The following is a 21,506-nucleotide window of genomic DNA, read 5'->3' as shown; positions in this document are numbered from 1 at the left end:
CGCCCTCGACGCAGACCGTCACGCCCAGGAAGTCGCCGCCGGCCACCCGGACGAAGTCTGGCGACGTATCCTCCACGCCGCCGCGTGCTTGGCCCCGCCCGCCATATCGAACCGCAGGCCGCGCACGACCTCGAGGCGGGCAAAGTCAATTGCGAGACGGCCTGCCCGGCCGCCGCCGGCGCAAAGTCGGCGGCGGCGAACAGGAGGGGCCAAGACGGCCGCCTCCGGCGGCCCGGCGCCTCATCCGCCCGCGATCGTCGCGCCGCCGTCGACGACGAGGATCTGCCCGGTCATGAACGCGCTCGCCGGGGAGGCGAGGTAGACGGCGGCGCCGGCGATCTCGGCGGGCTCGCCGATCCGCCGGAGCGGCGTCGTCGCCGTGACCGCCTTCAGCGTGTCCGGATTCTCCCACAAGGCCCGGGCGAAGTCGGTTCGCACCAGGCCCGGCGCGATGCAGTTGACCCGTACGCGGTGCGGTCCGAACTCGACCGCGAGATTGCGCGCGAGCTGGAAGTCGGCCGCTTTCGACACATTGTAGGCGCCGATCATCGGCGAGCCCTTCAGGCCGCCGATCGACGACACGATGACGATCGCGCCGTCCTTCCGTTCGATCATGCCCGGCGCGGCCATCTGGATCAGCCAGTGGTTGGCGAGCACGTTGTTGTCGAGGATCTTTCGGAATTGGTCGTCGGATATGCCGGCCATCGGCCCGAAATAGGGATTGGAGGCGGCGTTGCAGACGAGCGCGTCGATCCGCCCGAACCGGCGCGTGGTTTCGTCCGCGAGATGTCGCAGATCGTCCTTCGACGAGATGTTGGCTGCGATGGCGACCGCGGCTTCGCGCCGCTCGGCGGCGTTGATCGCCGCCGCCGTTTCGGCGCAGGCCTCGGCCTTGCGCGACGAGATCACCACCGTCGCCCCGTGGGCGGCGAAGGCCTCGGCGATGGCGCGGCCGATGCCGCGCGAAGAGCCGGTGACGATGGCGATGCGGCCGGTCAGATCGAACAGTTTGCTCAAGATTTTCCTCTCCTGCGCGCTTGAGCGCTTCCTCGCCGTTTCGCGGCGAACGTCGATGGGCTCCGCGCGCTGCGTCGGGCGGGGCGCGGCTCCTGCTTCGCCATCCTGTCAGCAGCGTCGATCGCCCGCAAATCGTCGGCCGCGCGCCGCCGCAAACCGCGCCCAGGCGGATCGCGCGCCCGGCGCTACCTGCTGAATTTCTCGACGAGCACGTTCAATCGAGCCTCGGCGCTCGCGGGCGGGATCCGGTCGGACTGCGCGAGGACGACCATGCCGTGCAACGCGCTCCACAGCAGTTCGGCCAGGATGCCCGGCTCTGGCCGATCCGGCCCGAGCGCGGCGACCAGCGCGTCGAAAGCGGCGCGCAGAGCCGCCGGCGTCTCCTCGCTGGCGAACTTGATCCCGGTCGGCAGGACGAACATCGCTTCGTAGACGACCGGCCGCGAACGGGCGAAATCGAGATAGGCGGCGCAGACGTTGCGCAAGACGTTCCGGGCGCCGGTGGCGTTGGCCGTCTCCAGTCTCAAACGCGTCGCGAGGTCTTCGAATCCGCGCATGGCCACGGCGGCCATGATGTCGGCCTTGCCCTTGAAGTGGCTGTAGAGGACCGGCTGGCTGTAGTCGATCAGCCCGGCGAGACGACGCGTCGTGACGGCGTCCCAGCCCTCGGCTTCCGCCAGTTCCTGCGCAGCAGCCAAGATGAGCTCGTAGCGCTCGGCGCGCTGGCGCTCTCTGCGTTCGGGGATCGACATGGCTGGAGTCTATCGACGCGCGAAGATCTGTCAACGCTAGATTTTCTGCTTGACGCCCAATTCTAGCATCGCTAGGTTCCCTGCAGACGACAGGAGCCTCCCCCCCATGGTGCAAGTTGGATATGTCCTCTCCGGCCTGATCGCGGTCGCAATTCTCTTCCTCGGGTCGCGCTTCTGGTTGGCCCCCGCCACAGCATCGGCCGCCTTCGGCATCGCCGACTCGCCGCCGCCGTCGATCGGACTGACCGCCTGGCTGTCCGTAAAGGGCACCCGCGATATCGCGGCCGGGCTTTTCGTCTTGCTGCTCATGGCCAATGGATCGCCGCGCTTGCTCGGCGAATTCATGCTCGTGGCGAGCCTCATCGCCTTCGGCGATATGGCGACCGTCCTTCGCTCGGGCGGAAGCCGAGGCGCCGCCCTGGGCATTCACGGCTTGACCGGGCTGGTCATTGTCGCAACGGGCGCCTGCCTCATCCTCGGCGCCAACTGAAAACTTTGCAGATTCCGCCAATCGGCCGAACGAACGTCGCGTGCGAGCGGCGGCGTCTCGCCGCCGGGGCGCCCGAGACGGGCGCCCTCCAATCGTGGGGCGCTCCGGGCAAACTTGCCTTGAAGCTGAAACCGACGAAACCTGTCGGCGCGCCGCCGACGCCCGAACACCCGTCGGACCCGAAACTCCCGACGGCCCTGCGCTGCGTTGGAGGGCGCCCGTCTCGGGCGCCCAGGGCGGCGCGACGCCGCCCTCCAGACGCCCGACGTCCGTGGGGCGGCCGAAGGACTCTGCTTGGCCGCGCGCTCAGTCGACCTCGATCTCGCGCACCCGCATCGCATCGCCGGCCGTCATCTGGACATGCGAGCGGCCGCACTCCGGGCAGGCGCCGAACCGCTCGGCGAGCGGAACCGTCTTGCCGCAGTCCATGCACCATCCGGCCCCGGGAATGCGCGCGATGTCGAGCGTCGCGCCTGCGGCGATCGTCCCGGCCGAGACGGCGTCGAAGCAGAACAGCAGCGCCTCGGGCTCGGCGTGGCTCAACGCCCCGACGTCGACGAACACGCGCCTGACGCGAGCGGCGCCCTCGCGCCGCGCCGTCTCGACGGCGATCTCGACGATGCTCTCGGTCAGGGCCATTTCGTGCATCAGGGCTCCTCGAGGGTGACGCGGAACGCGACGCAGGGGTCGACGAGGGCGGCGAGGCGCGCGGCGGCGAGCAGGGCTCGCGCCGGGTCGCCGAGGCGCGCGCCCTCGAGCGCCGCGACATAGGGTCCCCGGGGATGAAAGTTCCATTCGGTCGGCGCCAGCGCGGCATAGGCGGCGATCCGCCCGTCGCCGTCGACGCGGGCGACGTGATGGAGCCGGCCGCGGGCGCATTCGACCGCGCCGAACCCGGCGCCCGCGCCGGCCGGACCGCCGGTCAGGACCGACTCCGGATCGGCCTCGCCCGCGATCGTGTGGCGAAGCGCCGCGAGCGTCTCACGGATGTCGAGGCGCCGCGCTTCGAGCCGGGCGGCGCAGGCGCCGTCCCCGTGCGGGACGTCCCGCCACAGCCGGGCGAAGGCGCCGGTCTCCGGCCGCCGCCCGGGCAGGGACGGAGCCGCGGCGAAATCCGGGTCGCGCCCGAGCGCCGCGACCACGGCGGCGTCGTCGCCGGGACGAAGCGCGTCGGGCGGCGCGAAGGCGAGCGGCGCGGCGCATTGCCCGGCGATGGCGGCGAAGGCGGTTCCGGGCGGGGCGGGACGTCCCGGGGCCGCGGCGGCGCCGAGCGCCGCGGCGGCGGCGGCGAGCCGCTCCGCCGCCGCGCGCAACGGCGCGACGTCGTGCAGGTTCGCCTCTGTCACGGCGCGCAAGAGGCCCGCCGCGGCGATCGCCTCGCGCAGCGGCGCGACCGCCGAACGCGGCAGGCTCGAATCGTCTCCCCACGGCCAGCCGAGCAGGCAGGCGCGCAAGGATTCGGCGGCGCGCTCGGCGAGCACGCCGATCGCGTCGGCGGCGCGCGCGGCCTCCGGACGCTCGCCCCCGGCGGCCGCGGCGACCGCTTCGGCCGCCGCCGCGCCTTGCGCCCGCCCGCACAGGGCGAACAGCCGGCGGGCGAGGCCGGGCGCCTCGCTCCCGGCGCGCCCGACAAAGGCTTGCGCCAGCCCGGCCGGACGGGTGGAGCGGACGCGCACGGCGTCCACCCGTTCGCCGGCGAGGGCGAGCGCAATGTGGATGGCGCCTGGCTCGGGCGCCGCCGTCATGGCGCCCGGGCGGCCCGGCGGCCGGACAGGAAGGCGCGCCGGTCGCGGGCCGCGCCCGCCCTCCGGTCGGCGGCTCGTGCGAACAGTTCCGCCATCGCCGCGCGCGCGGCCTCGAGCGCGGCGTCCATGTCGGCGAAGTTCTGCATCGGCGAGAACAGCGAGCAGGCGTCGATGCGGCCGAAGCCGTCGAGGTCGCCGACGATCATGTCGATCTCGCCGCCGGGAAGCGCCGCCCGGACGATCGCGCCGGGCGCGGCCGACGGCGGGCGCGGCGCGTCCGGCAGGCGGGCCGCGACCACGTTCATGAACCACGGCGTGACGACGATTCCGATCGCCTGGCCGGCGTGCGGGCGAAACCCGACGTCGGCGACGCCGAGCGCCGGATTGCAGACGGGCATGCCGGCCATCGCGCCCTCGGCGACCGCACGGTAGCAGGCCGCGATCGCGCGCCCGAGATCGGCGGCCGGGTCGGCCGCGGTCACGGCGAAAGCGCCAGGAACCGTTCGCGTGGCGCGTCGCAGGTCGGGCAGCGCCAGTTCTCCGGCAAGGCCGAAAACGGCGTCCCCGGCGCGATCTGCCGGACCGAATCGCCTTCGGCGGGATCGTACGGCCGCCAGCACACGCCGCATTCCATCCGGGCGTCCGGCTCGGCCACCTCGGGCGGCCCGAAGTTTTCGAACCCGCTCATCGGAAATAAGCGTCCTCGATCGCGCGCAGGCGCAGGCTCGAATCGGCGAAGTCCTCGTCCGCCGCGAGCGCGACGGCGGGAACGTCGCCGATCTCGAGCGTGTCGAGCACCACGGCGTCGGAAGCGTTGGTGTATTGCACCGACCAGACGCCGCGCGCTCCCGTCGCGATCGCGCGGCAATTGCCGTAGCCGCGCGAAACGAGCCGCACCGGCCCTTCGCCGAGCGTCGCCTGCAGGAAAGCGACGTCCTCGGGGCTCATCGGCAAGAGCGAGAGGGTGACGACGTGGGCCGGCGCCCCGGGCGCCCATGCGGCCATCCGCTCGCGAATCTCGGCCAGCACCGGCATGACGTTCATCGCGCCGTCGGGCGGCGCGCCGATCATGAGCTCCGGCGCGGCGGCGCGCGCGGCTTCTCGCACCGCCTCTGGAATCGCGCCGACCTCGAGGTAGTCGGCCACCGCGCGGCCTTCGCCGTCGCTGAACCGGACCCGCCACAATCCGGCGAACAGCGTCTCGGCGATCTGCGCCGTCACCCCCTGGGGCATGAGCGCCACGCCGCCGACCTCGCCCTCGCCGAGCGCCTCGCCGATCAGCCTGCGGTCGTCCTCGCCGACCTCGGTGATGTCGAACAGCCGGTTGCGGCCGCCGGCGCGCTGGGCGGCGAGCGCGTCGGCGAGTTGGGGCAGGAGCGCCGCGGTCCGGGCGCAGCGGCGGATCAGAGCGTCGGCGGCGGGCGTGCCGAGGAACGCCGGCCGCGCCGTCAGCGCCTCCGGCGCCGGGCCCACGGGGGTCAGCGCGACGGCGTTGTCGTCGCCCTCGGGGGCGATCCAGAAGGCGGCCTTCATGCGTCGCTTCCTCCGACGAGACGGATCGAGGGTTTCGGCCCCTGGGACCGGCGCGCCGGCTCGGCGCCGTCGGCGAGCGCGGCGCGGATGCGGGCGCAATACTCGGCCCAGTCGCGCACCTTTGCGATCGTGACCAGCGTCTCGCCGCCGCGCACGAGCGCAATCGAGGGAAAGACGGCGACGCCGAACCGGCTCTTCAGGCCTTCCTCCGCCGCGCGCGCGACCACCGCGCCGCGCAGTTGGCCGGGAAACGCCCGGATCAGCTCGGGCAGGATCACCGCTGCGTCGTCGGCCTCCGGCCAGCGGGCCGGATCGCCGGTGAAGAGAACGAGCGCGGCCGGCGGCTCGCCCGCCGCCGGCGCGAGGCAAGCGTCGATCGTGCGCTCGTCGACGACCGGCAGGCGATGGCGTTCGGCGAGGGCGCGGATGAGGGCCGAGGGCATTGGCTTCCTTACTTTGCGCCTTCGCGCAGGTGCGCGGGCAATTGCGGCTCGCGCCCGACGAGGTCGGCGAACAGCGCGTCGACGTTGCGGCCTTCCATCGCCGCGGCGAGGCCGTCGAGCGCGTCGTCGATCAGCCGCGCCTCGTGCGCGTCGAGCGTGCGCACCGCCGAGCCGAGATGGACGAGGACATGCGCGCCGGCCGGCTGCGCGCCGACCAGCAGCATCGACACCGTGTGCGCTTCGCCGCGCCGCTCGCAGCGCGCGGTCAGGTCGTCCCCCTCGATCACGCGCATGGGAAAGCCGATACACATATGTTCATCCCCGCGCCTGGCGCCGCTCGAACGCCGAAATGTCGAGATCGTTGCCGAGCAGGGCCGGTTCGTCCTCGCCGACCTCGCGCGGAACAACCTCGACGCCCCAGTTTCTGAGCACCGCGCGCGCCAGCGCAAGCGCGGGCTCGATCCGGGCGGCGACCGGCGCGGTCAGCGGCCCGCCCCAGTCCTCGAGGTCGAGCGGCTGGCAGCCGATCAGCGCGATTTCGCGCGGGTAGCGTCCGAGCAGGTCCGCGGCCGAGAGCACCTCCTGGAAGCCGGTCTGGTGCAGGCTCAACTTCTTTACGCCCATGAATCTTGGCGCCGCGTCGCCCTCGACCAGCCTCAGGGTTCCGGGCTCGAGGCCGTAGTCGATGGCGTCGAACACGAGCAGGCGGTCGGCGTCGGTCACGTGCTGGACGAGGTAGAGCCCCTGCGTGCCGCCGTCGAGCAATGCGACGCCGTCGGGCGTGCGGAAACGCCGGTGGAACGCTTCGACCGCGCGCACGCCGAAGCCTTCGTCGGCCCACAAGATGTTGCCGATGCCGAGCACGAGCGTGCGGGGCCGGTCACGCTCTGGCGCAAGCTCCACCGGCTAATCCCTGAAGTAGCGATCGCCGGTCACGATCGCCGACAGCATGGTCTGCCGCGACATGATGTCCTCGCGGATCGCGGCGTAGACGTGCAGCACAATGAAGATCACCATCACCCACATGCCGACGTGATGCAGGGTATGCACCTCCTGGCTGTTGGGCCAGATCACGAACACCCAGCCGAAGATCGTCATCCACAGCGTGTCGTTTCCGGCGCCCTGGGCGTAGAGCGCGCCCCCGGTCACGATCATGAACAGGCTCAGGAAGGTGAAGAGCACGACCATCGCGAGGTTGGCGAGCGGATTGTGGCCGACCCATTTCTTCGGCTTGTCGACGATGAACAGATACCAGGACAGTTCGTACAGCGCCTCGTACCAGTACCAGCGCTTCCAGAACGGCACGTAGAACAGCTGACGTGCGTGCTCGTTGCCGACGAAGGCCCAGTAGACGCGGTAGAGCGAGGCGACGATGAACAATTGCGCCGCCGCGAAATGGCCGAACCTTATGTAGCCCATCTGGTAGTGCGCGCTCGCCTCGCCCGACAGCGTCGGCGGCGGCGAGCCGATCAGGTAGCCGCTGACGATCAGGACGACGATCAGGATCGCGTTGACCCAGTGCCAGGTCCTGACCGGCGCCTCGTAGACGAACACCGAATTGCGCTCGATCGCCGGCGTAGCTTCGGCGTCGGCGGTCTTGACCAGAGTATAGACGCGGCTCATCGACGCCTCCTAGCGCACCTGCACGGTCGTCATCTCCTGCCCGTCCGGGCTCATCACGTGCGTCGAGCACGCCAGGCACGGGTCGAACGAATGCAGCGTCCGGATGATTTCCAGCGGCTGGTTCGGATCGGCCATCGGCGTGTTCAGGAGCGAGGCCTCGAAGGCGCCGATATTGCCCTTCGGGTCGCGCGGGCTGCCGTTCCAGGTCGTCGGCACGATGCACTGGTAGTTGTCGATCTTCTGGTCCTTGATCCGGATCCAGTGGCCGAGCGCGCCGCGCGGCGCCTCGGAGAAGCCGACCCCCCTGGCGTCGGCGGGCCAGGTCTCGGGGCGCCACTTGTCGGTGTTGGCGGTCGAGGAGTCGCCGGCCTTGATCGTGGCGATCAGCTTGTCCTGGAAGTAGCGCAGCTGCCCGGCCGCCCATTGCGCCTCGAGGCCGCGCGCGGCGGTGCGGCCGAGCGTCGAGAACAGCGCCGTCACCGGCAGGCCGAGGTCGGTCAGCACCTTCTCGACCGGCTCCTTGAACTCGGGTTTCCCCTGGGCGTAGCCGATCACCCAGCGGGCGAGCGGGCCGACCTCCATGGCGTGGCCCTTCCAGCGCGGCGCCTTGATGAACGAGTATTTCGCGCTCTCGTCGAGCTCTTCGATGTTGGTGCGCGTCCCCTTCGTGGCCGGCCCGAGCGCGAAATTCGGCTCGGTGACGCCGTCCCAGGGGTGCAGGCCCTTGGTCTCGTCCGGGTATTTGTACCAGGAGTGGACGACGTACTCCTGGATCTCCTCGGGATTGCGCAGGTCGATCGGCAACACCTCGGCGAGGTTGCCGCCGACGATCGCCCCGCGCGGGAGCTTCAGGCTCTTGTCGGAATAATCGTTGGCGTGTTCGGGGATGTCGCCGTACGACATCACGCATGTCGACGACAGGCCGCCGCCGTAGAGCCAGTCCTTGTAGAACGAGGCGATCGCCATCAGGTCGGGCAGGTAGACCTGGTTGATGAAATCGCTGGTGCGGTCGATGATCTCGGAGACGGTATTCAGCCGCTCCATGTTGACCGCGCCGACCGCGCCGGTCCCGTCGACGTTGATCGCGCACGGCACGCCGCCGACCAGCCAGTTGGGGTGGGGGTTCTTGCCGCCGTAGATCGTGTGGATCTTGACGATCTCCTTCTGGAAATCGAGCGCCTCGAGGTAATGCGCGACCGCCATGAGGTTGGCTTCGGGCGGCAGCTTGTAGGCCGGGCTGCCCCAGTAGCCGTTCTTGAACGGCCCGAGCTGGCCCGACTCGACGAAGCGGGTCAGGCGCCCCTGGATGTCCTTGAAATAGCCCGGCGACGACAGCGGCCAGGGCGAGATCGACTGCGCCAGCGCCGAGGTCGCCTTGGGGTCGGCCTTCAGCGCCGAGACCACGTCGACCCAGTCGAGCGCGTGCAGGTGATAGAAGTGGACGAGATGGTCGTGCGCCTGCAGCGTGAGCTGCATGATGTTGCGAATGGTGTTGGCGTTCTCGGGGATCTTGATCGCCAGCGCGTCCTCGACCGCGCGCACCGAGGTCAGGGCGTGGGTGCCGGTGCAGACGCCGCAGATTCGCTCGGTGAACGCCCAGGCGTCGCGCGGATCGCGGCCCTTGAGGATGACCTCGATGCCGCGCCACATCGTGCCGGTCGAGACCGCGTTGCGGATGACGGCGCCCTCGTCGACATTGACCTCGACGCGCAGGTGCCCCTCGATCCGGGTCACCGGATCGACGACGATGCGCTTGCCCGCGTTGTCGAGGGAAAATCCGTTCGGCGTTTGAATGGTCATGGCTCCCCCCGGCGCTTACGCTTCAGTCTTTTCGCCGCTCTTGATCGTCGAGCGGATCGCGGTCACGCCGGCGTGGATCGCCACCGCGCCGGCGACGATCGCCGCCGCCGTCCCGCCGACGACGTCGGCGTTCGCCTCCACCGGGAAATAGGGAATGTTGGTCAACCGGTCGTAGAACGGCCCCTGATCCCAGAACGCGTTCTCCGAGCAGCCGATGCAGCCGTGGCCCGACTGGATCGGGAACGAGACGCCGTTGTTCCAGCGTACCGTCGAGCAGGCGTTGTAGGTGGTCGGGCCCTTGCAGCCCATCTTGTAGAGGCAGTAGCCTTTTCGCGCGCCTTCGTCGTCCCAGGATTCCACGAACTGGCCGGCGTCGAAATGCGGCCGCCGGTAGCACTTGTCGTGGATGCGCTGCGAGTAGAACATCTTCGGCCGGCCCTGGCGGTCGAGTTCGGGCAATTGGTCGAAGGTGAGAATGTAGGACAGGACGCCGGTCATCACCTCGGCGATCGGCGGGCAGCCGGGAATCTTGATGATCGGCTTGTCGAGGATGACCTTGTCGATCGGGACGGCGTGGGTCGGGTTGGGCTTGGCCGCCTGGACGCAACCCCACGAGGCGCAGGAGCCCCAGGCGACGACGAACTTCGCCCCCGCGGCCATCTCCCTGAGCTTCTCGACGAACGGCCGGCCGCCGTCGATGCAGTACATCCCGTCCTCGTTGAGCGGCGGGTTGCCCTCGACCGCGAGCACGTAATTGCCGGCGTGTTTCTCGCGCGTCTCGGTCAGGATCGCGTCGGCCTGATGGCCGGCCGCCGCCATGATCGTGTCGTCGTAGTCGAGCGAGATCATCGACAGGATCACGTCCTTGGCGAGCGGATGCGCCGAGCGGATGAAGCTCTCGGAGCAGCAGGTGCATTCGAGGCCGTGCATCCAGATCACGGGAAGGCGGGGCTTGGTCTCGAGCGCGTGCGCGATCGCCGCCGGTCCGCCGGCCCCGAGGCCCAGGCTCGCCGCCGTCAGCGAGCAGAATTTGGTGAAGCTGCGGCGGGTGATCCCCTGCCTGCGGATGACGTCGTAAAAAGTCTCGGCTGCCGCCATCATGCGCTCCCCGGCTTCCCCCACGTTGCTGTCGGCCGGGCCAGGCGCCGACATCGCCCCCGCACGGAGCAAGATGCAGGCCATGCGCAACCGGCGGCGATCGAAGCGGACTTCTCCGCATTGTCGTTTCGCCGGCGCATTTCGGGCGGCCGCCCGAGACACGCCAATGTAAACTACCCGACAAGGGTTGAACGGAAAGGCGCCAAAATGTCGCGGCCGAAAGCCGGACAGAGCCTCAGCCCTACCGCAAGCGTCGTCCAGCCGATACCCTATGCTGTCGGCTGTAACCATTGCAGTATTGTATTTCATGGTTCAGAATGCACGCCGGGGAACCGATCTTTGCGAAACCCGGGGTGGGAGCAATGCCTGACTACATTGTAAATGTTCCAGCTGAAACAAACGTCGTAAAGAGCTTTCTCGACGCAGAGAGAAAGGTGATTCTGGATGACTTTGACAAGATTAAGACCATCGTGCGGGAAGCTCTAGCTACGACTAAATATTACAAAATTTACGGTCGAAATGACAAACAAGATGGGGAGCCGATAAAGCATCTACGAAAAATAAGACTAAAGTTCAACAATTATTTCTCATCCAAGCATCAAACCTGCGGGTCCCTCTGGAGTGTTCCAGATATAATTGGCTTTACGATAGTTGTATCCTACCCCTCTGATATTAACGATATCTGTCTTGTTGTTGATCGGTTGATAGATAAGAAGGAAATTGTGTCGGCGATGCCGCGCGACGTAGAGAACTCTCTGAAAGAAAGGCGTACTGCAGAAGAACCAGATGCAGCGTTGGAACTGATAAGTTCGAAGCACGGCAGACCGCTCCAGCGAAATGGATATTTTGCTTGTCACTATAACGTTAAGCTCCGTGGCATAAATCCACACCGGCCAACCTGCGAAATACAAATTAAGACAATCTTGCATGACGCGTGGGGCGAAAAAACACATGACCTTACCTACAAGCCATCGGGAAGAACAAGTAAGGAACTTATAGACAACTTCAATCTACTGGGAGACACGCTCGCCAAGCTGGATCAACAAAGCGATCTCGTGAGGAAGGGGATAGAGCGCGAAGCGGCCCCGCGCCAGCAAAAGCAAAAGGAGCTGAGGCGGGCCACAATCTTAATGCAAGCACAATCATTTTCAAATCAAGAGCAACTTGTCGCTGTATATAAAAAAATTATGGATCTCGATAGATTCGAAAAAAGAACAAGCAATTTAGATGAAATTGTCGATGATATTTACAATATATTCGAACTCCAACCCAAAGAAGCATGCTACCTGCTTGCAATATTGGCTGACAGGTCAAATCGCGAGGAAATCTATCAGCAGACGCTCGAAGCGGTTGGTGCATGGCTTGGGCGGATCAAGGAACCAATCGAAGCGATCTACGCCCGAAACGTTGGTGCGCTCATAAGTTTTTGTGGGGGCGACCTGAACACAGCCATTGAATTTGCAGAGCAAGGGACAACTTTAATCGAGACGATCGATCGCTCCCGTTTGGCCGATGTTGTTCTCACGAAATTCGCCAGGGTCTCAAATTCTCTTTACAGCAGTCTTGCCTATTATCACGCAGATCGCATCGGTTCTCATGATGGGAAAATTGGCAACTCGGAATCGAAATGTTTAGAGTACTTAGAAAAAGCAGATCACTTTCGCGCAGATCTTGGAATTCCTGACCGAGGGATTTTGGCCGAAGATATCGAGATTTCATCTTGCCTGGCGAATTGCGATGGTTTTCAGAAGCAGCGGGCCTTCCAGACTCTCGATACCGACGCGTTCGTTAGAATACAGACAGCCCAAACTGCCGACGAAGTCCGCCGACTCCGCCGAAAGTTGAGCTTGATCTATAAGGATAAGCCTTCGGAGCTACAGCACGTTGGCTACCAACTAGAGGACTATCACGACTACTGTGCTCGGGTTCGCCTCGCCGAACTGGAAGCCGCGGAGGCTTATCTACGTCCGTCATCGTCAAATGGAAAACGCATGTGAGTCTCCTTCAGTCCAGGAACCGTCTGCCCGATGCGTTAACATCCCGTCGAGTTCCACATTGATTTGCTACCTTATTAGCGGTGTTTGGTCTCCCTGACAAACCCATAATCCGGGAACCTGCAGGGAGAGGTGGGCCAGCCAGCGGGCGTGAGCGACAGCGTTAACCTCCTGGAAAGCGGGACTCGCAGCGCCGACGACCATTGCTCCCTTCCAAAGAATCTGACTAAAGTCAGAGAATGGACACCCGCGAGATCGCCCAGGTTCGCCGCTTCAACCGCGTCGTGACGCAGGCCGTCGGCGCGCTCGACCAGAGCTATCTCGAGCGCGGCCGGCCGCTCGGCGAGGCGCGGCTCTTGTTCGAGATCGGCGCGGACGGCGCGGAGGCGCGGGCGCTACGCGCCCGGCTCGGTCTCGACGCCGGCTATCTGAGCCGGCTTCTGCGGTCGCTCGAGGCGCAGGGCCTGATCGAGGTCGTCCCCGGCCGGCCCGACGCGCGCCGCCGCCGCGCCAGTGCGACGACCACCGGGCGGGCCGAGATCGCAGCCTACGACGCGCTCTCCGACCGGCTCGCGGCCTCGCTGCTCGCGCCCCTCGACCCGGCCCGGCGGGCCCGTCTCGTCGCCGCGATGGGCGAGGTCGAACGGCTCCTTTCGGCCGCGGCGGTGGAGATTGCGCCCGAGCCGCCGGCGAGCGCCGAGGCGCAATGGTGCCTGGGCAGCTATTTTCGCGAGCTCGCCGACCGCTTCGAAGGGGGCTTCGACCCGGCGGCCGACCGCTCGGCGCCGGCCGCGGACCTCGCGCCGCCGAACGGCCTGTTCATCCTGGCGCGGCTCGGCGGCGAGCCCGTCGGCTGCGGCGCCCTGAAGCGGATCGACGACGCGACCGGCGAGATCAAGCGGGTCTGGACCGCGCCGCCGGCGCGCGGCCTCGGGCTGGCCCGGCGCATCCTCGATCGCCTCGAAGCCGAAGCGGGCCGGATGGGTTTCGCCGTTCTGCGTCTCGACACCAACAAGGCGCTGACCGAGGCGCACGCCCTGTATCTCAAGGCGGGCTATCGCGAAATCGGCCGCTTCAACGACAACCCTTACGCGCACCGATGGTTCGAGAAGCGGCTCGCCGGCTGACGTGCGCGCGCCCGCGCCCCCGAGACGTGAAAATAAGGCGGCGGCCCGGTAAACAGGTCCGGCCGCGCCGATTCGCGGACAAACCGAGAGGCGGACGTGAGGGCATCTTTCAAGGTCGTGGCCGTCGCGGCCGCCGTCTCCGTCCCGCTGGCGCTCCACCCCCTGCCGGCGCCGGCGGCTCAGCCCGCCCCCGGCGCGGTGGGAATCAATCTGGCCAACTACCTCAACGAGGCCGCGACCGAGATCGTTTTCGTCGACGTGTTCAGGCAAGCGTCGCCGTGGCGGTTCGGCCCGAAATGGGTCGATCCGAAAGCTCCCGTCCCCGCCGACCCAGGGGCGAGCGTGATCGGTCCCGACGGGTGGGTCAAGTCGCTGCGCTACGACCAGCAGGCCTATGCCCGCGTCTTCACCGGAGGCGACGGCCATTACCCCGGCGGCGTGTACAAGGTCTTGTACGAAGGCCAGGGCGAGATCGTTTTTTATAACGCGAACACGATCGTCGGACGAAAGCCGGGCGAAATCGACCTCGCGGTCACCCCGACCGCCGGACCGACGTCGGGCATCGTTCTCGTCATCCAGAAGACGGACCCGTCCGACCCGATCCGGAACATCAGGATGATTCTCCCCGGATACGAGGACGCCGACAAGACCCGTCCCTTTTATCCGCCCTTCCTCAGGACGCTGAAGCCGTTCAACACCCTTCGCTTCATGGCGTGGCAACTGTCCAACTACGACACCCAGCGGGAGTGGTCGGACCGAAGGGCGCCGACCTACGCCACGCAGGCGAGCGCCGCGACCTGGACGCCCGGGCCCGACGTCAAGGGCGTCTCCTACGAGGACATCATCGCCCTGGCGAACGAACTGAACGAGAACCCCTGGGTTTCCGTTCCGACCTTCGCCAGCGACGACTACATCCGACGAATGGCGAGGCTCTTTCACGAGACGTTGAAACCGACCCTGCATCCGATGGTCGAATATTCGAACGAAATCTGGAACGCCGGCTTTGCGCTGTCGTTCTGCCACATGCGCGAGCAGGCGATCGCCCTGCGTCTGACCGGCAATCCCGGCGCTCCCTGCGCAAGGGACGACCAGGGCAGGCCGGTCGCGCCCCCCGACGCGTGGAGCGCCCACGGCCAGTGGTATTATTACGCGCTGCGCCTGTCGCAGATCTTCGACATCTGGAACGCCGAGTACGGCGCCGACAAGGACAGGATCGTTCACGTGGTCGCCGAGTGGGCCGCCGATCCGCGCGAGATCGAGACCGTCCTGAGCTACGGCCAGTCGGTCAACGGCCTGGCCGGGAAGGCCGACGTGATCGCCACCGCCGGCTATGTCGCCCCGCTGTCGCGCTGGAGCAAGGCCTACAAGAGCGGCAGGCTCACCTGGGCGCAGGTCGCCGGCATGTCGCCGGGCGACGTGATCAGGGCGATGAACGAGTCGATCGACGCCGAGCTCGCCCCGCAGTTCAGGGCGGCCCGGGCGAGGGCGCAGAAATGGGGCCTCGGCCTGGCCGTCTACGAAGGAGGAGACGGCAACGAAGCCGGCGCCGTCTCGGGCCCCGAGCAGGATGCGATCGCCGCCCTGTATGCGGCGACGGCGCGGGACCCCGGCATGGCCCAGGTCTACACGCATCTGCTGGACGCGTGGAAGGCGTCGGGCGGCTCTCTGTTCAACCAGTTCTACGACGTCGGCGGCTACGGCCGGTTCGGCCAATGGGGCGCGCTCGAGTATCAGGACCAGGATCCGGCCACGAGCCCGAAGTACACGGCGCTCGGCGACTGGATCCGCAGCCATGGCAAGTGACCGATTCGCGCGCCGATGTGGCCTTGATCGGCAAATGGCCCGACTCTTGACGAGGACACCGCCGGAATATTTTGAACGATGCCCGAGCGACGGGACTCGACCCCAAGCGGTCTTCACGGCTCGGGAATCCAGCGATTGCCCGAAGCGCCGATCGCCATGACCCAACTCGGCGCCCTCCGAAGGGGAGTGAGCGTTTCTCAATGTCGGGCGGTGCGTTCCGCCATAAAGCGGGCTGGCGATACGCCGAGCGCCTTTCGGAACATTGTGATGAAGCTGCTGACGTTCTCGTACCCGAGGTCGCCCGCAACCTGCTTCACGGACGCGCCGCCCGCCAACCACTGCACCGAGAGGGTGATGCTCAACTGTTGTCGCCAACGGCCGAAGCTCATGCCAGTCTCGGCGGCAATGACGCGCTCCAGCGAGCGAACACTGAAACCAGCACGTTTCGCCCACGTTTCAAGAGTTCCGCGGTCTGCTGGATTCGTCATCATGTCCTGGAAGATCGAGCGAAGCCGGGGATCGGTTGGCATTGGCAGGTGAAAGTTACCGAGCGGCGCGGTCGAGACCTCATGAAGCAGCAAGGCCGCGACACCCGATTCGATTGCGGCGACCTCCTGATCCGCCGGGAACTGCGCGCTTCGGACAATCAGCTCGCGCAACAGCGGAGTGACGGCAAGGGTGCAGCACCTCGTGGGCAGCTTCGCGTCCGCCCCGGGTTGGAAGAAGGCCGCATAGCTGTCGATGTTCCCGAAGACCGCGATCCGATGAACCATTCCACCGGGAACCCACAGCGCGCTCTGCGGCGGCACGATCCAGATGCCGCCCTCCACTTCACAACGAAAGACGCCGGAGAGTCCCAACAGGAGTTCCGCCTTGTGGTGGGAATGATCCTCTAACTCCAGGCCCTCAGTCACCATCTTGACGCCGACCGTGACGACGTCCCGACGCGCGGATTCGACCGTGGGCATGAGCTCAGCCAGATCATTCCATTGACGCAGGATCGGCAAAGAGTCGTGCTCGCGCAGAATGGCAAATTCTCAATATATATTGGCCAAGTTTCGCATTCTCGTCAACCTCATCGGCGGGTTATGTCTTTGGCGGGGCGACGATGAATGCGGAAGGGACGCTGAGATGGACGAGCCGAAAATTGCCGTGGTGTTTGGCGGGAGCTTGGGGATCGGCGAGGCAACCGCACGACTGCTGCTGGAAACCGGAAGCCGCGTCACCATTGTCGGGCGGGATGCGACGAGACTGGCTGCGGCAGCCGCGCGCATTGGCGAGGTCGAGACTGCGGTGGCCGACGCCCGGGACGTTGACGCCGTGTCGCGGGTGTTCGAGGCGATGAACGCGGTCGACACCGTTGTGATCTGCGTAGCCGGAAGCACGGGAATAGGTCTGTTCCGAGATCTCAACCTTGACGAGGTCAGGGCCGCATTCGAGCAGAAAACCCTCGCGCAACTCCTGGTCGCCCAAGTCGCTGCCCGCCACATGCGCCCCAACGGATCGATCACTTTTGTGTCCGCCGGCTCAGCTCGCTCCGCCATCCGCAGCGCTGTTGGCCCTGCCGTTGTCAATGGCGCCATCGAGGCCGCCATCCCCACTCTGGCGCTTGAGCTCGCTCCGATCCGGGTCAATGCCGTAAGCCCCGGGCTCATCGACACGCCCTTGTGGGATTTCATGCCGACTGAGGCCAGAGAAGCGTTTTACTCGAGCAACGCTGCGAAGCTGCCCGTCGGCAGGATCGGGCGACCCGACGAGGTGGCGGAAGTGATCGCGCTTCTTGCGAAATGCGAATTTATCACGGGCTCGATTTACGCGGTCGATGGCGGAAGCAGCGTGGGCTGATCGTGAAGGGTCCCAGCTTGCGGGGACGCGCTATCAAATTCCCCATTCTCACCCTCCGCTTTCCGCACTGAGCGGCTGGACGCTGTCGCCCGATGGCTTGCTGAGCGGAACGGAAGGAGATGCGCCCGGGTGAAGACGGCGCGGCCCGGCGGTGGGCCGCGCCGAGCCGCGAATCGTCGGTTGCGTCGATCGGTCGCAGGCCGGATGCGAACCGGAGGGACCGGCCCTGTAAAGGGAACTTGACGTACAAAGACAATGACAATTGCGCTTCGCCCCGGTTCCCGCGCCCTGCGCCGGGCGGCGCGCATGTTTTCCGCTGCGATCGGAAGGGAGTTTCCGCAGGGCGGCTTTTCTTGCTAACCTCGCCGGCGGGGAATGATGAGAACCCGCGTCTCCCGAGGGGGCGAGAAAGCGCTGTCCATGACGTCCATCGAGGAAACCACCACCACTCCGCAAATTCCGCAGCGCAGCTGGATCTGGCGCGGCCTGATCGACAACCTGCCCTATGTCGCGATCATCGTGCTGGGCCTCGTCGGGATCAGCTGGACGAGCTTCACCGGCACGCCGTCCCCCAATTATTGGCTGGTGGTCACGCCGATCTTCGCCCTGATCTGCATCGTCGCCGGCTGGATCCATACCGACAGGGGCGGGCGATTGGCCATGGTCGTCACTCAGGTCCTGCAATGGGCGGCGTTTCTGCTCGCGATGTACCTGCTCACGGTCAGCGCCGTGACGCGGTCCGTGGACGTCAACGCGATCGCCCTGATGATCCTGACGCAGCTCGCGCTCGGCGTTTTCGTCTCCGGGCTCAATCTGCGGGCGTGGCGGCTGTGCCTGACCGGCGCGTTTCTCGGCGTCTCGGTGCCGACGATCGCCTGGCTTCAGGATGCGTCGCTGTTCCTGCTCGGCGTCGCGGTCGTGCTGATCGTGCTGATGCTGATCTACTGGTGGATCGGGGACCGCAAGCGGCGCGCCGTCGCCTGAGCCCGGCCGCCGTCACTTGAGCTTCGCGGCCGCCTGGCGGTCGAGAAGCCAGGTGGCCGGACGCTCCTTCGGGTGGATCGCCTGGGCCGGCAGCACCACCGGCTCGCGCGGCCCCTTGAGCACGCGGCGCAGGATTTCCGCCTTGTCCTCGCCGGTCACGACGAACAGGACGCGGCGCGCCGCGTTGATCGCCGCCGGCGTCAGCGACAGCCGCCACATGCCGACGAATTCGACGTAGGACGCCATCACGGTTCGCCGGGTCTCGGTGGCCGCGGCGAGCCCCGGAAACAGCGACGCGGTATGGGCGTCGTGCCCGAGGCCGAGCAGCACGAGGTCGAGCCGGCCGTCCTCGCCGAGCGCCCGGCGCAGCTCGGCGGCATAGGCGTCGGCCGCAGCCTCGGGCGGATCTTCGCCGCGCAGGCGATAGACGTGCTCGGAGGGGACGGGCACGCGATCGAGCAGCGCCACCTTGGCCATGTGATAGTTGCTGCGCGCGTCGCGCGGCGAGACGCAGCGCTCGTCGCCGAAGAACACGTGCACGTGCGGCCAGTCGATCGTCGCCGAGGCGAGGCGCTGGTAGACCGGGCGCGGCGTGTTGCCGCCGGAGAGCGCGATGGTGAAGCGTCCGCGCGCCGCGATCGCCTCCGCCGCCGCGGCGGCGATGGTGTCGGCGGCGCCGGCGATCAGCGAGGCGAAGTCCGCGTATACGACGGCCTCGGAGATCGAGCCGTCCGGGGCGGCGACCGACAGGGTCTCGGACATGCGGGGCCTCTCGCGGTCAGCCGGCCGCGCGCGCGCGGCGGTAGCGGCGGATGAGCGCGTTGGTCGAGCTGTCGTGCGCGAGCTGCGGCTCGCTCGTCGCGGTCAGTTCCGGCGTGATCCGCTTGGCGAGGACCTTGCCGAGCTCGACGCCCCACTGGTCGAACGAATCAATGCCCCAGATCGCCCCTTGGGTGAAGGCGTTGTGCTCATAGAGGGCGACCAGCGCGCCGAGCGCGTGCGGCGTCAGACGGTCGGCGAGGATCATGCTGGTCGGCCGATTCCCTTCGAACACCCGGAACGGGACGAGCTTGGGATCGACGCCTTCGGCGGCGACCTCCTCGGCCGTCTTGCCGAACGCCAGCGCCTCGGCCTGGGCGAACAGGTTCGCCATCAGGAGGTCGTGCTGGTCGGCGAGCGGGCTCAGGGGGGCGCAGAACCCGATCATGTCGACCGGGATCAGCTTCGTGCCCTGGTGGATGAGCTGGTAGAACGAATGCTGGGCGTCGGTGCCGGGCTCGCCCCAGTACACCGGGCCGGTCTGGACGCCGACCTGACGCCCCTCGAGGTCGACGTGCTTGCCGTTGCTCTCCATCTGCAACTGCTGGAGATAGGCCGGGAAGCGGGCGAGATTGGCCGAATACGGCATGACGCCGACGGTCTCGGCGCCGAAGAAGTCGTTGTACCAGACCGCGAGCAGCCCCATCAGCATCGGCAGGTTGCGCTCGATCGGCGCGGTGCGGAAATGCTCGTCCATGGCGTGGAAGCCTTCGAGCAGGCTACGGAAATTGTCCGGTCCGACCGCGATCATGGTCGACAGGCCGATCGCCGAATCCATCGAGTAGCGGCCGCCGACCCAGTCCCAGAAGCCGAACATGTTGGCTGTGTCGATGCCGAATTCCGCGACCGCCGCGGCGTTGGTGGAGAGCGCCACGAAATGGCGGGCGATCGCCTTGTCGTCGCCGAGCGCCGCCAGCGCCCAGGCGCGCGCGGCGGCGGCGTTCGTCATCGTCTCGAGCGTGGTGAAGGTCTTGGAGGCGATGATGAACAGGGTCTCGTGCGGATCGAGGTCCGCCGTCGCCTCGGTGAAGGCCGCGCCGTCGACGTTGGCGACGAAGCGGAACGTGAGCGCGTCGTCGCTGAAGCCGCGCAAGGCGCGGTAGGCCATCTCGGGCCCGAGATGCGAGCCGCCGATGCCGATGTTGACGACGTTTTTGATGGCCTTGCCGGTGTGACCCTTCCAGCCGCCCGAGCGCACCTGGTCGGAGAACGCCGCCATCCGGTCGAGCACGGCGTGGACCTCGGGAATGACGTCCTCGCCGTCGACGACGATCGACCAGTCGCGCGGCGCCCGGAGCGCGACGTGCAGGACCGCGCGGTTCTCGCTGACGTTGATCTTCTCGCCGGCGAACATGGCGTCGCGCCGGGCCTCGACCCCGCGGGCGCGGGCGAGCGCCGCCAGCAGCCGCACCGTCTCGTCGACGATGCGGTTCTTCGAATAGTCGAGGAAGAGCCCGGCCGCTTCGACGGCGAAGCGCTCGGCCCGGCCGGGGTCGGCGGCGAACAGATCGCGCAGCCGCTCGTCCTTGACGCTCGCCCAGTGCGTCTCGAGCGCCTGCCACTCCGGCATGGCCTGAAGCGTCGCGTTGACCGTCATCGTTTTCACTCCTCGATGCGAAAACCGTGGAACCCCTAAGGCGCGAACGCGCCGCGGTCGAGCGCGACGATGTCGCGGATCGTCTCGATCGTGACGTCGGCCTTCGGATGACTCGCGAGCGTCTCCGCGTCGCGGGCGTAGCGTCCCTGGCGCGGAAAGACGGTTGCGACCCTGTCGCCCCACACCGCCTTGACCGCCGAGAGGACGCGCAGCTTGTCGTCGATAAGCGCGTATCGCCGCGCCGGATAGAGCCGCTCGATGAAATCGAGCTCCTTTTCCTTGTGCACGAAGATGAGAACCTCGCCGCCGAACGCGCCCGAGAGGCCCGAACGCTCGGCCTTGCGCGGCTGGTACACCGCGTCGCCGTCCGACAAGAGGACGACGCGGCCCCATTGGCGCACGTGGTCGACCGCATCGAGGGCGCCGGGGAACAGCCGCTCGGCGAAAGGATAGTCGATCAGCCATGCCGCGAGCGCGAGCAGGCGGGGCTCGTAAAGGGCTTCGAGACGGAGCCGCTGCAGCGCGCCGAAATAGTCGGCGTAGCCGAGCGTCGCGAACAGCTCGTCGTAGATCGCCCAGTAGCGGCTTCGCCTCGCCTCGCCGTAGGCGGCGGAAAGATGCGCGTCGAGGTCCTGCTGCACGCGGTCGTTGTCGAGCAGCGTGTTGTCGACGTCGAACAGGAAGACGATGTCGTCCATGGTCGGTCCTTCAGGTCGTCTCGGGGTGGCGCGATCGCCCGCCCGGGCGCGATTCGCATCGCTTGCGCCGGCGCGCCGGCGCGTTCCGCCGCGCCGCGCGATCGGACCGGCCGGGGCGCATCGCCCGCCCGGTCCCCG

General features: G+C 67.2%; 23 protein-coding genes. 6 read left to right on the top strand and 17 right to left on the bottom strand.

Translation table 11 applies throughout. The annotated features are described in order from the left end of the window. Window positions 1–240: 240 nt before the first annotated feature. Complete coding sequence (locus DFR50_RS16300; protein ID WP_245427837.1) at window positions 241–1,017, bottom strand: SDR family oxidoreductase; 777 nt, start codon at window positions 1,015–1,017, stop codon at window positions 241–243. A 185-nt stretch (window positions 1,018–1,202) separates the two neighbouring features. Continuing rightward, window positions 1,203–1,769 (bottom strand): TetR/AcrR family transcriptional regulator, encoded by a 567-nt coding sequence (locus DFR50_RS16295; RefSeq protein WP_113890327.1) that lies wholly within the window; start codon window positions 1,767–1,769, stop codon window positions 1,203–1,205. Window positions 1,770–1,875: 106 nt separating this feature from the next. Between DFR50_RS16295 and DFR50_RS16290 the strand changes: the two genes are divergently transcribed. Continuing rightward, on the top strand, window positions 1,876–2,259 hold the full coding sequence (locus DFR50_RS16290) for a DUF4267 domain-containing protein (RefSeq protein WP_113890326.1): 384 nt from the start codon (window positions 1,876–1,878) through the stop codon (window positions 2,257–2,259). A gap of 306 nt (window positions 2,260–2,565) precedes the next feature. Here DFR50_RS16290 and hypA read toward each other — a convergent pair whose 3' ends face one another. Genes hypA through DFR50_RS16235 form a run of 11 tightly spaced genes read right to left on the bottom strand, consistent with a single transcriptional unit; the run spans window position 2,566 to window position 10,504 of the window. After that, window positions 2,566–2,907 (bottom strand): hydrogenase maturation nickel metallochaperone HypA, encoded by a 342-nt coding sequence (hypA, locus tag DFR50_RS16285; protein WP_113890325.1) that lies wholly within the window; start codon window positions 2,905–2,907, stop codon window positions 2,566–2,568. Then, on the bottom strand, window positions 2,907–4,004 hold the full coding sequence (locus tag DFR50_RS16280; RefSeq protein WP_113890324.1) for a nickel-dependent hydrogenase large subunit: 1,098 nt from the start codon (window positions 4,002–4,004) through the stop codon (window positions 2,907–2,909). The genes hypA and DFR50_RS16280 overlap by 1 nt, the downstream gene beginning before the upstream one ends. Next, window positions 4,001–4,486: a [NiFe]-hydrogenase assembly chaperone HybE gene (gene hybE / locus DFR50_RS16275; RefSeq protein WP_245427835.1), complete on the bottom strand. Its 486-nt coding sequence runs from the start codon at window positions 4,484–4,486 to the stop codon at window positions 4,001–4,003. The genes DFR50_RS16280 and hybE overlap by 4 nt, the downstream gene beginning before the upstream one ends. Continuing rightward, window positions 4,483–4,692 carry a rubredoxin gene (locus DFR50_RS16270; RefSeq protein ID WP_113890323.1) on the bottom strand — a complete coding sequence of 70 codons (210 nt, stop codon included), beginning with the start codon at window positions 4,690–4,692 and terminating at the stop codon, window positions 4,483–4,485. The genes hybE and DFR50_RS16270 overlap by 4 nt, the downstream gene beginning before the upstream one ends. Next, on the bottom strand, window positions 4,689–5,537 hold the full coding sequence (locus DFR50_RS16265) for a hydrogenase expression/formation protein (protein ID WP_113890322.1): 849 nt from the start codon (window positions 5,535–5,537) through the stop codon (window positions 4,689–4,691). Before DFR50_RS16265 ends, DFR50_RS16270 begins: the two co-directional genes overlap by 4 nt. Beyond that, window positions 5,534–5,980 (bottom strand): thioredoxin domain-containing protein, encoded by a 447-nt coding sequence (locus DFR50_RS16260; protein ID WP_113890321.1) that lies wholly within the window; start codon window positions 5,978–5,980, stop codon window positions 5,534–5,536. The genes DFR50_RS16265 and DFR50_RS16260 overlap by 4 nt, the downstream gene beginning before the upstream one ends. A gap of 8 nt (window positions 5,981–5,988) precedes the next feature. Then, complete coding sequence (locus DFR50_RS16255; RefSeq protein WP_113890320.1) at window positions 5,989–6,291, bottom strand: HypC/HybG/HupF family hydrogenase formation chaperone; 303 nt, start codon at window positions 6,289–6,291, stop codon at window positions 5,989–5,991. Window positions 6,292–6,295: 4 nt separating this feature from the next. After that, complete coding sequence (locus DFR50_RS16250) at window positions 6,296–6,883, bottom strand: HyaD/HybD family hydrogenase maturation endopeptidase (RefSeq protein ID WP_113890319.1); 588 nt, start codon at window positions 6,881–6,883, stop codon at window positions 6,296–6,298. Between the two features lie 3 nt (window positions 6,884–6,886). Then, window positions 6,887–7,603 carry a Ni/Fe-hydrogenase, b-type cytochrome subunit gene (cybH, locus tag DFR50_RS16245; RefSeq protein WP_113890318.1) on the bottom strand — a complete coding sequence of 239 codons (717 nt, stop codon included), beginning with the start codon at window positions 7,601–7,603 and terminating at the stop codon, window positions 6,887–6,889. 9 nt (window positions 7,604–7,612) lie between these two features. Beyond that, window positions 7,613–9,403, bottom strand: a complete 1,791-nt coding sequence (locus DFR50_RS16240) for a nickel-dependent hydrogenase large subunit (protein WP_113890317.1) — start codon at window positions 9,401–9,403, stop codon at window positions 7,613–7,615. A 15-nt stretch (window positions 9,404–9,418) separates the two neighbouring features. Beyond that, window positions 9,419–10,504 carry a hydrogenase small subunit gene (locus tag DFR50_RS16235; protein WP_113890347.1) on the bottom strand — a complete coding sequence of 362 codons (1,086 nt, stop codon included), beginning with the start codon at window positions 10,502–10,504 and terminating at the stop codon, window positions 9,419–9,421. 359 nt (window positions 10,505–10,863) lie between these two features. Here DFR50_RS16235 and DFR50_RS16230 point away from each other — a divergent pair, with 359 nt between their 5' ends. The 3 genes from DFR50_RS16230 to DFR50_RS16220 all read left to right on the top strand — a co-directional run bounded on the left by DFR50_RS16230 (window position 10,864) and on the right by DFR50_RS16220 (window position 15,425). Then, window positions 10,864–12,498: a nucleotidyltransferase family protein gene (locus DFR50_RS16230; RefSeq protein WP_170153242.1), complete on the top strand. Its 1,635-nt coding sequence runs from the start codon at window positions 10,864–10,866 to the stop codon at window positions 12,496–12,498. Between the two features lie 236 nt (window positions 12,499–12,734). Beyond that, window positions 12,735–13,622 carry a bifunctional helix-turn-helix transcriptional regulator/GNAT family N-acetyltransferase gene (locus tag DFR50_RS16225; RefSeq protein WP_113890315.1) on the top strand — a complete coding sequence of 296 codons (888 nt, stop codon included), beginning with the start codon at window positions 12,735–12,737 and terminating at the stop codon, window positions 13,620–13,622. 96 nt (window positions 13,623–13,718) lie between these two features. Next, window positions 13,719–15,425, top strand: coding sequence for a hypothetical protein (locus tag DFR50_RS16220; RefSeq protein ID WP_113890314.1), 1,707 nt, complete (start codon window positions 13,719–13,721; stop codon window positions 15,423–15,425). A gap of 197 nt (window positions 15,426–15,622) precedes the next feature. Here the strand turns inward: DFR50_RS16220 and DFR50_RS16215 are convergent, their stop codons facing one another. After that, window positions 15,623–16,432 carry an AraC family transcriptional regulator gene (locus DFR50_RS16215; protein ID WP_245427833.1) on the bottom strand — a complete coding sequence of 270 codons (810 nt, stop codon included), beginning with the start codon at window positions 16,430–16,432 and terminating at the stop codon, window positions 15,623–15,625. Between the two features lie 124 nt (window positions 16,433–16,556). Between DFR50_RS16215 and DFR50_RS16210 the strand changes: the two genes are divergently transcribed. Both DFR50_RS16210 and DFR50_RS16205 read left to right on the top strand, forming a co-directional pair. After that, a complete protein-coding gene (locus DFR50_RS16210; protein WP_170153241.1) occupies window positions 16,557–17,270 on the top strand; it encodes an SDR family oxidoreductase in 714 nt (237 codons plus the stop codon). A 420-nt stretch (window positions 17,271–17,690) separates the two neighbouring features. Further along, window positions 17,691–18,254: a hypothetical protein gene (locus tag DFR50_RS16205; RefSeq protein ID WP_113890312.1), complete on the top strand. Its 564-nt coding sequence runs from the start codon at window positions 17,691–17,693 to the stop codon at window positions 18,252–18,254. A 12-nt stretch (window positions 18,255–18,266) separates the two neighbouring features. Here DFR50_RS16205 and pgl read toward each other — a convergent pair whose 3' ends face one another. The 3 genes from pgl to DFR50_RS16190 are packed head-to-tail and all read right to left on the bottom strand — an operon-like array spanning window position 18,267 to window position 21,368. After that, window positions 18,267–19,016, bottom strand: a complete 750-nt coding sequence (pgl, locus tag DFR50_RS16200; RefSeq protein ID WP_113890311.1) for a 6-phosphogluconolactonase — start codon at window positions 19,014–19,016, stop codon at window positions 18,267–18,269. A 16-nt stretch (window positions 19,017–19,032) separates the two neighbouring features. Next, window positions 19,033–20,670 carry a glucose-6-phosphate isomerase gene (gene pgi, locus DFR50_RS16195; protein WP_113890310.1) on the bottom strand — a complete coding sequence of 546 codons (1,638 nt, stop codon included), beginning with the start codon at window positions 20,668–20,670 and terminating at the stop codon, window positions 19,033–19,035. Between the two features lie 35 nt (window positions 20,671–20,705). Beyond that, on the bottom strand, window positions 20,706–21,368 hold the full coding sequence (locus DFR50_RS16190) for an HAD family hydrolase (protein ID WP_113890309.1): 663 nt from the start codon (window positions 21,366–21,368) through the stop codon (window positions 20,706–20,708). Window positions 21,369–21,506 lie beyond the last annotated feature (138 nt).

The sequence above is a fragment of the Roseiarcus fermentans genome, from assembly GCF_003315135.1.
Taxonomy (GTDB): domain Bacteria; phylum Pseudomonadota; class Alphaproteobacteria; order Rhizobiales; family Beijerinckiaceae; genus Roseiarcus; species Roseiarcus fermentans.
Note: the sequence above shows the minus strand (reverse complement) of the source record. Positions and strands in the feature narration are given on the sequence as shown.

Bases quoted from the DNA above. Each gene is read 5' to 3' on its own strand.
- cybH (WP_113890318.1), bottom strand. From the start codon at position 7,603: ATGAGCCGCGTCTATACTCTGGTCAAGACCGCCGACGCCGAAGCTACG.
- pgl (WP_113890311.1), bottom strand. From the start codon at position 19,016: ATGTCCGAGACCCTGTCGGTCGCCGCCCCGGACGGCTCGATCTCCGAG.
- hypA (WP_113890325.1), bottom strand. From the start codon at position 2,907: ATGCACGAAATGGCCCTGACCGAGAGCATCGTCGAGATCGCCGTCGAG.
- DFR50_RS16235 (WP_113890347.1), bottom strand. From the start codon at position 10,504: ATGATGGCGGCAGCCGAGACTTTTTACGACGTCATCCGCAGGCAGGGG.
- DFR50_RS16190 (WP_113890309.1), bottom strand. From the start codon at position 21,368: ATGGACGACATCGTCTTCCTGTTCGACGTCGACAACACGCTGCTCGAC.
- DFR50_RS16260 (WP_113890321.1), bottom strand. From the start codon at position 5,980: ATGCCCTCGGCCCTCATCCGCGCCCTCGCCGAACGCCATCGCCTGCCG.
- pgi (WP_113890310.1), bottom strand. From the start codon at position 20,670: ATGACGGTCAACGCGACGCTTCAGGCCATGCCGGAGTGGCAGGCGCTC.
- DFR50_RS16265 (WP_113890322.1), bottom strand. From the start codon at position 5,537: ATGAAGGCCGCCTTCTGGATCGCCCCCGAGGGCGACGACAACGCCGTC.
- DFR50_RS16270 (WP_113890323.1), bottom strand. From the start codon at position 4,692: ATGAGCGGGTTCGAAAACTTCGGGCCGCCCGAGGTGGCCGAGCCGGAC.
- DFR50_RS16205 (WP_113890312.1), top strand. From the start codon at position 17,691: ATGACGTCCATCGAGGAAACCACCACCACTCCGCAAATTCCGCAGCGC.
- DFR50_RS16210 (WP_170153241.1), top strand. From the start codon at position 16,557: ATGGACGAGCCGAAAATTGCCGTGGTGTTTGGCGGGAGCTTGGGGATC.
- DFR50_RS16280 (WP_113890324.1), bottom strand. From the start codon at position 4,004: ATGACGGCGGCGCCCGAGCCAGGCGCCATCCACATTGCGCTCGCCCTC.
- DFR50_RS16295 (WP_113890327.1), bottom strand. From the start codon at position 1,769: ATGTCGATCCCCGAACGCAGAGAGCGCCAGCGCGCCGAGCGCTACGAG.
- DFR50_RS16225 (WP_113890315.1), top strand. From the start codon at position 12,735: ATGGACACCCGCGAGATCGCCCAGGTTCGCCGCTTCAACCGCGTCGTG.
- DFR50_RS16255 (WP_113890320.1), bottom strand. From the start codon at position 6,291: ATGTGTATCGGCTTTCCCATGCGCGTGATCGAGGGGGACGACCTGACC.
- DFR50_RS16230 (WP_170153242.1), top strand. From the start codon at position 10,864: ATGCCTGACTACATTGTAAATGTTCCAGCTGAAACAAACGTCGTAAAG.
- DFR50_RS16240 (WP_113890317.1), bottom strand. From the start codon at position 9,403: ATGACCATTCAAACGCCGAACGGATTTTCCCTCGACAACGCGGGCAAG.
- DFR50_RS16290 (WP_113890326.1), top strand. From the start codon at position 1,876: ATGGTGCAAGTTGGATATGTCCTCTCCGGCCTGATCGCGGTCGCAATT.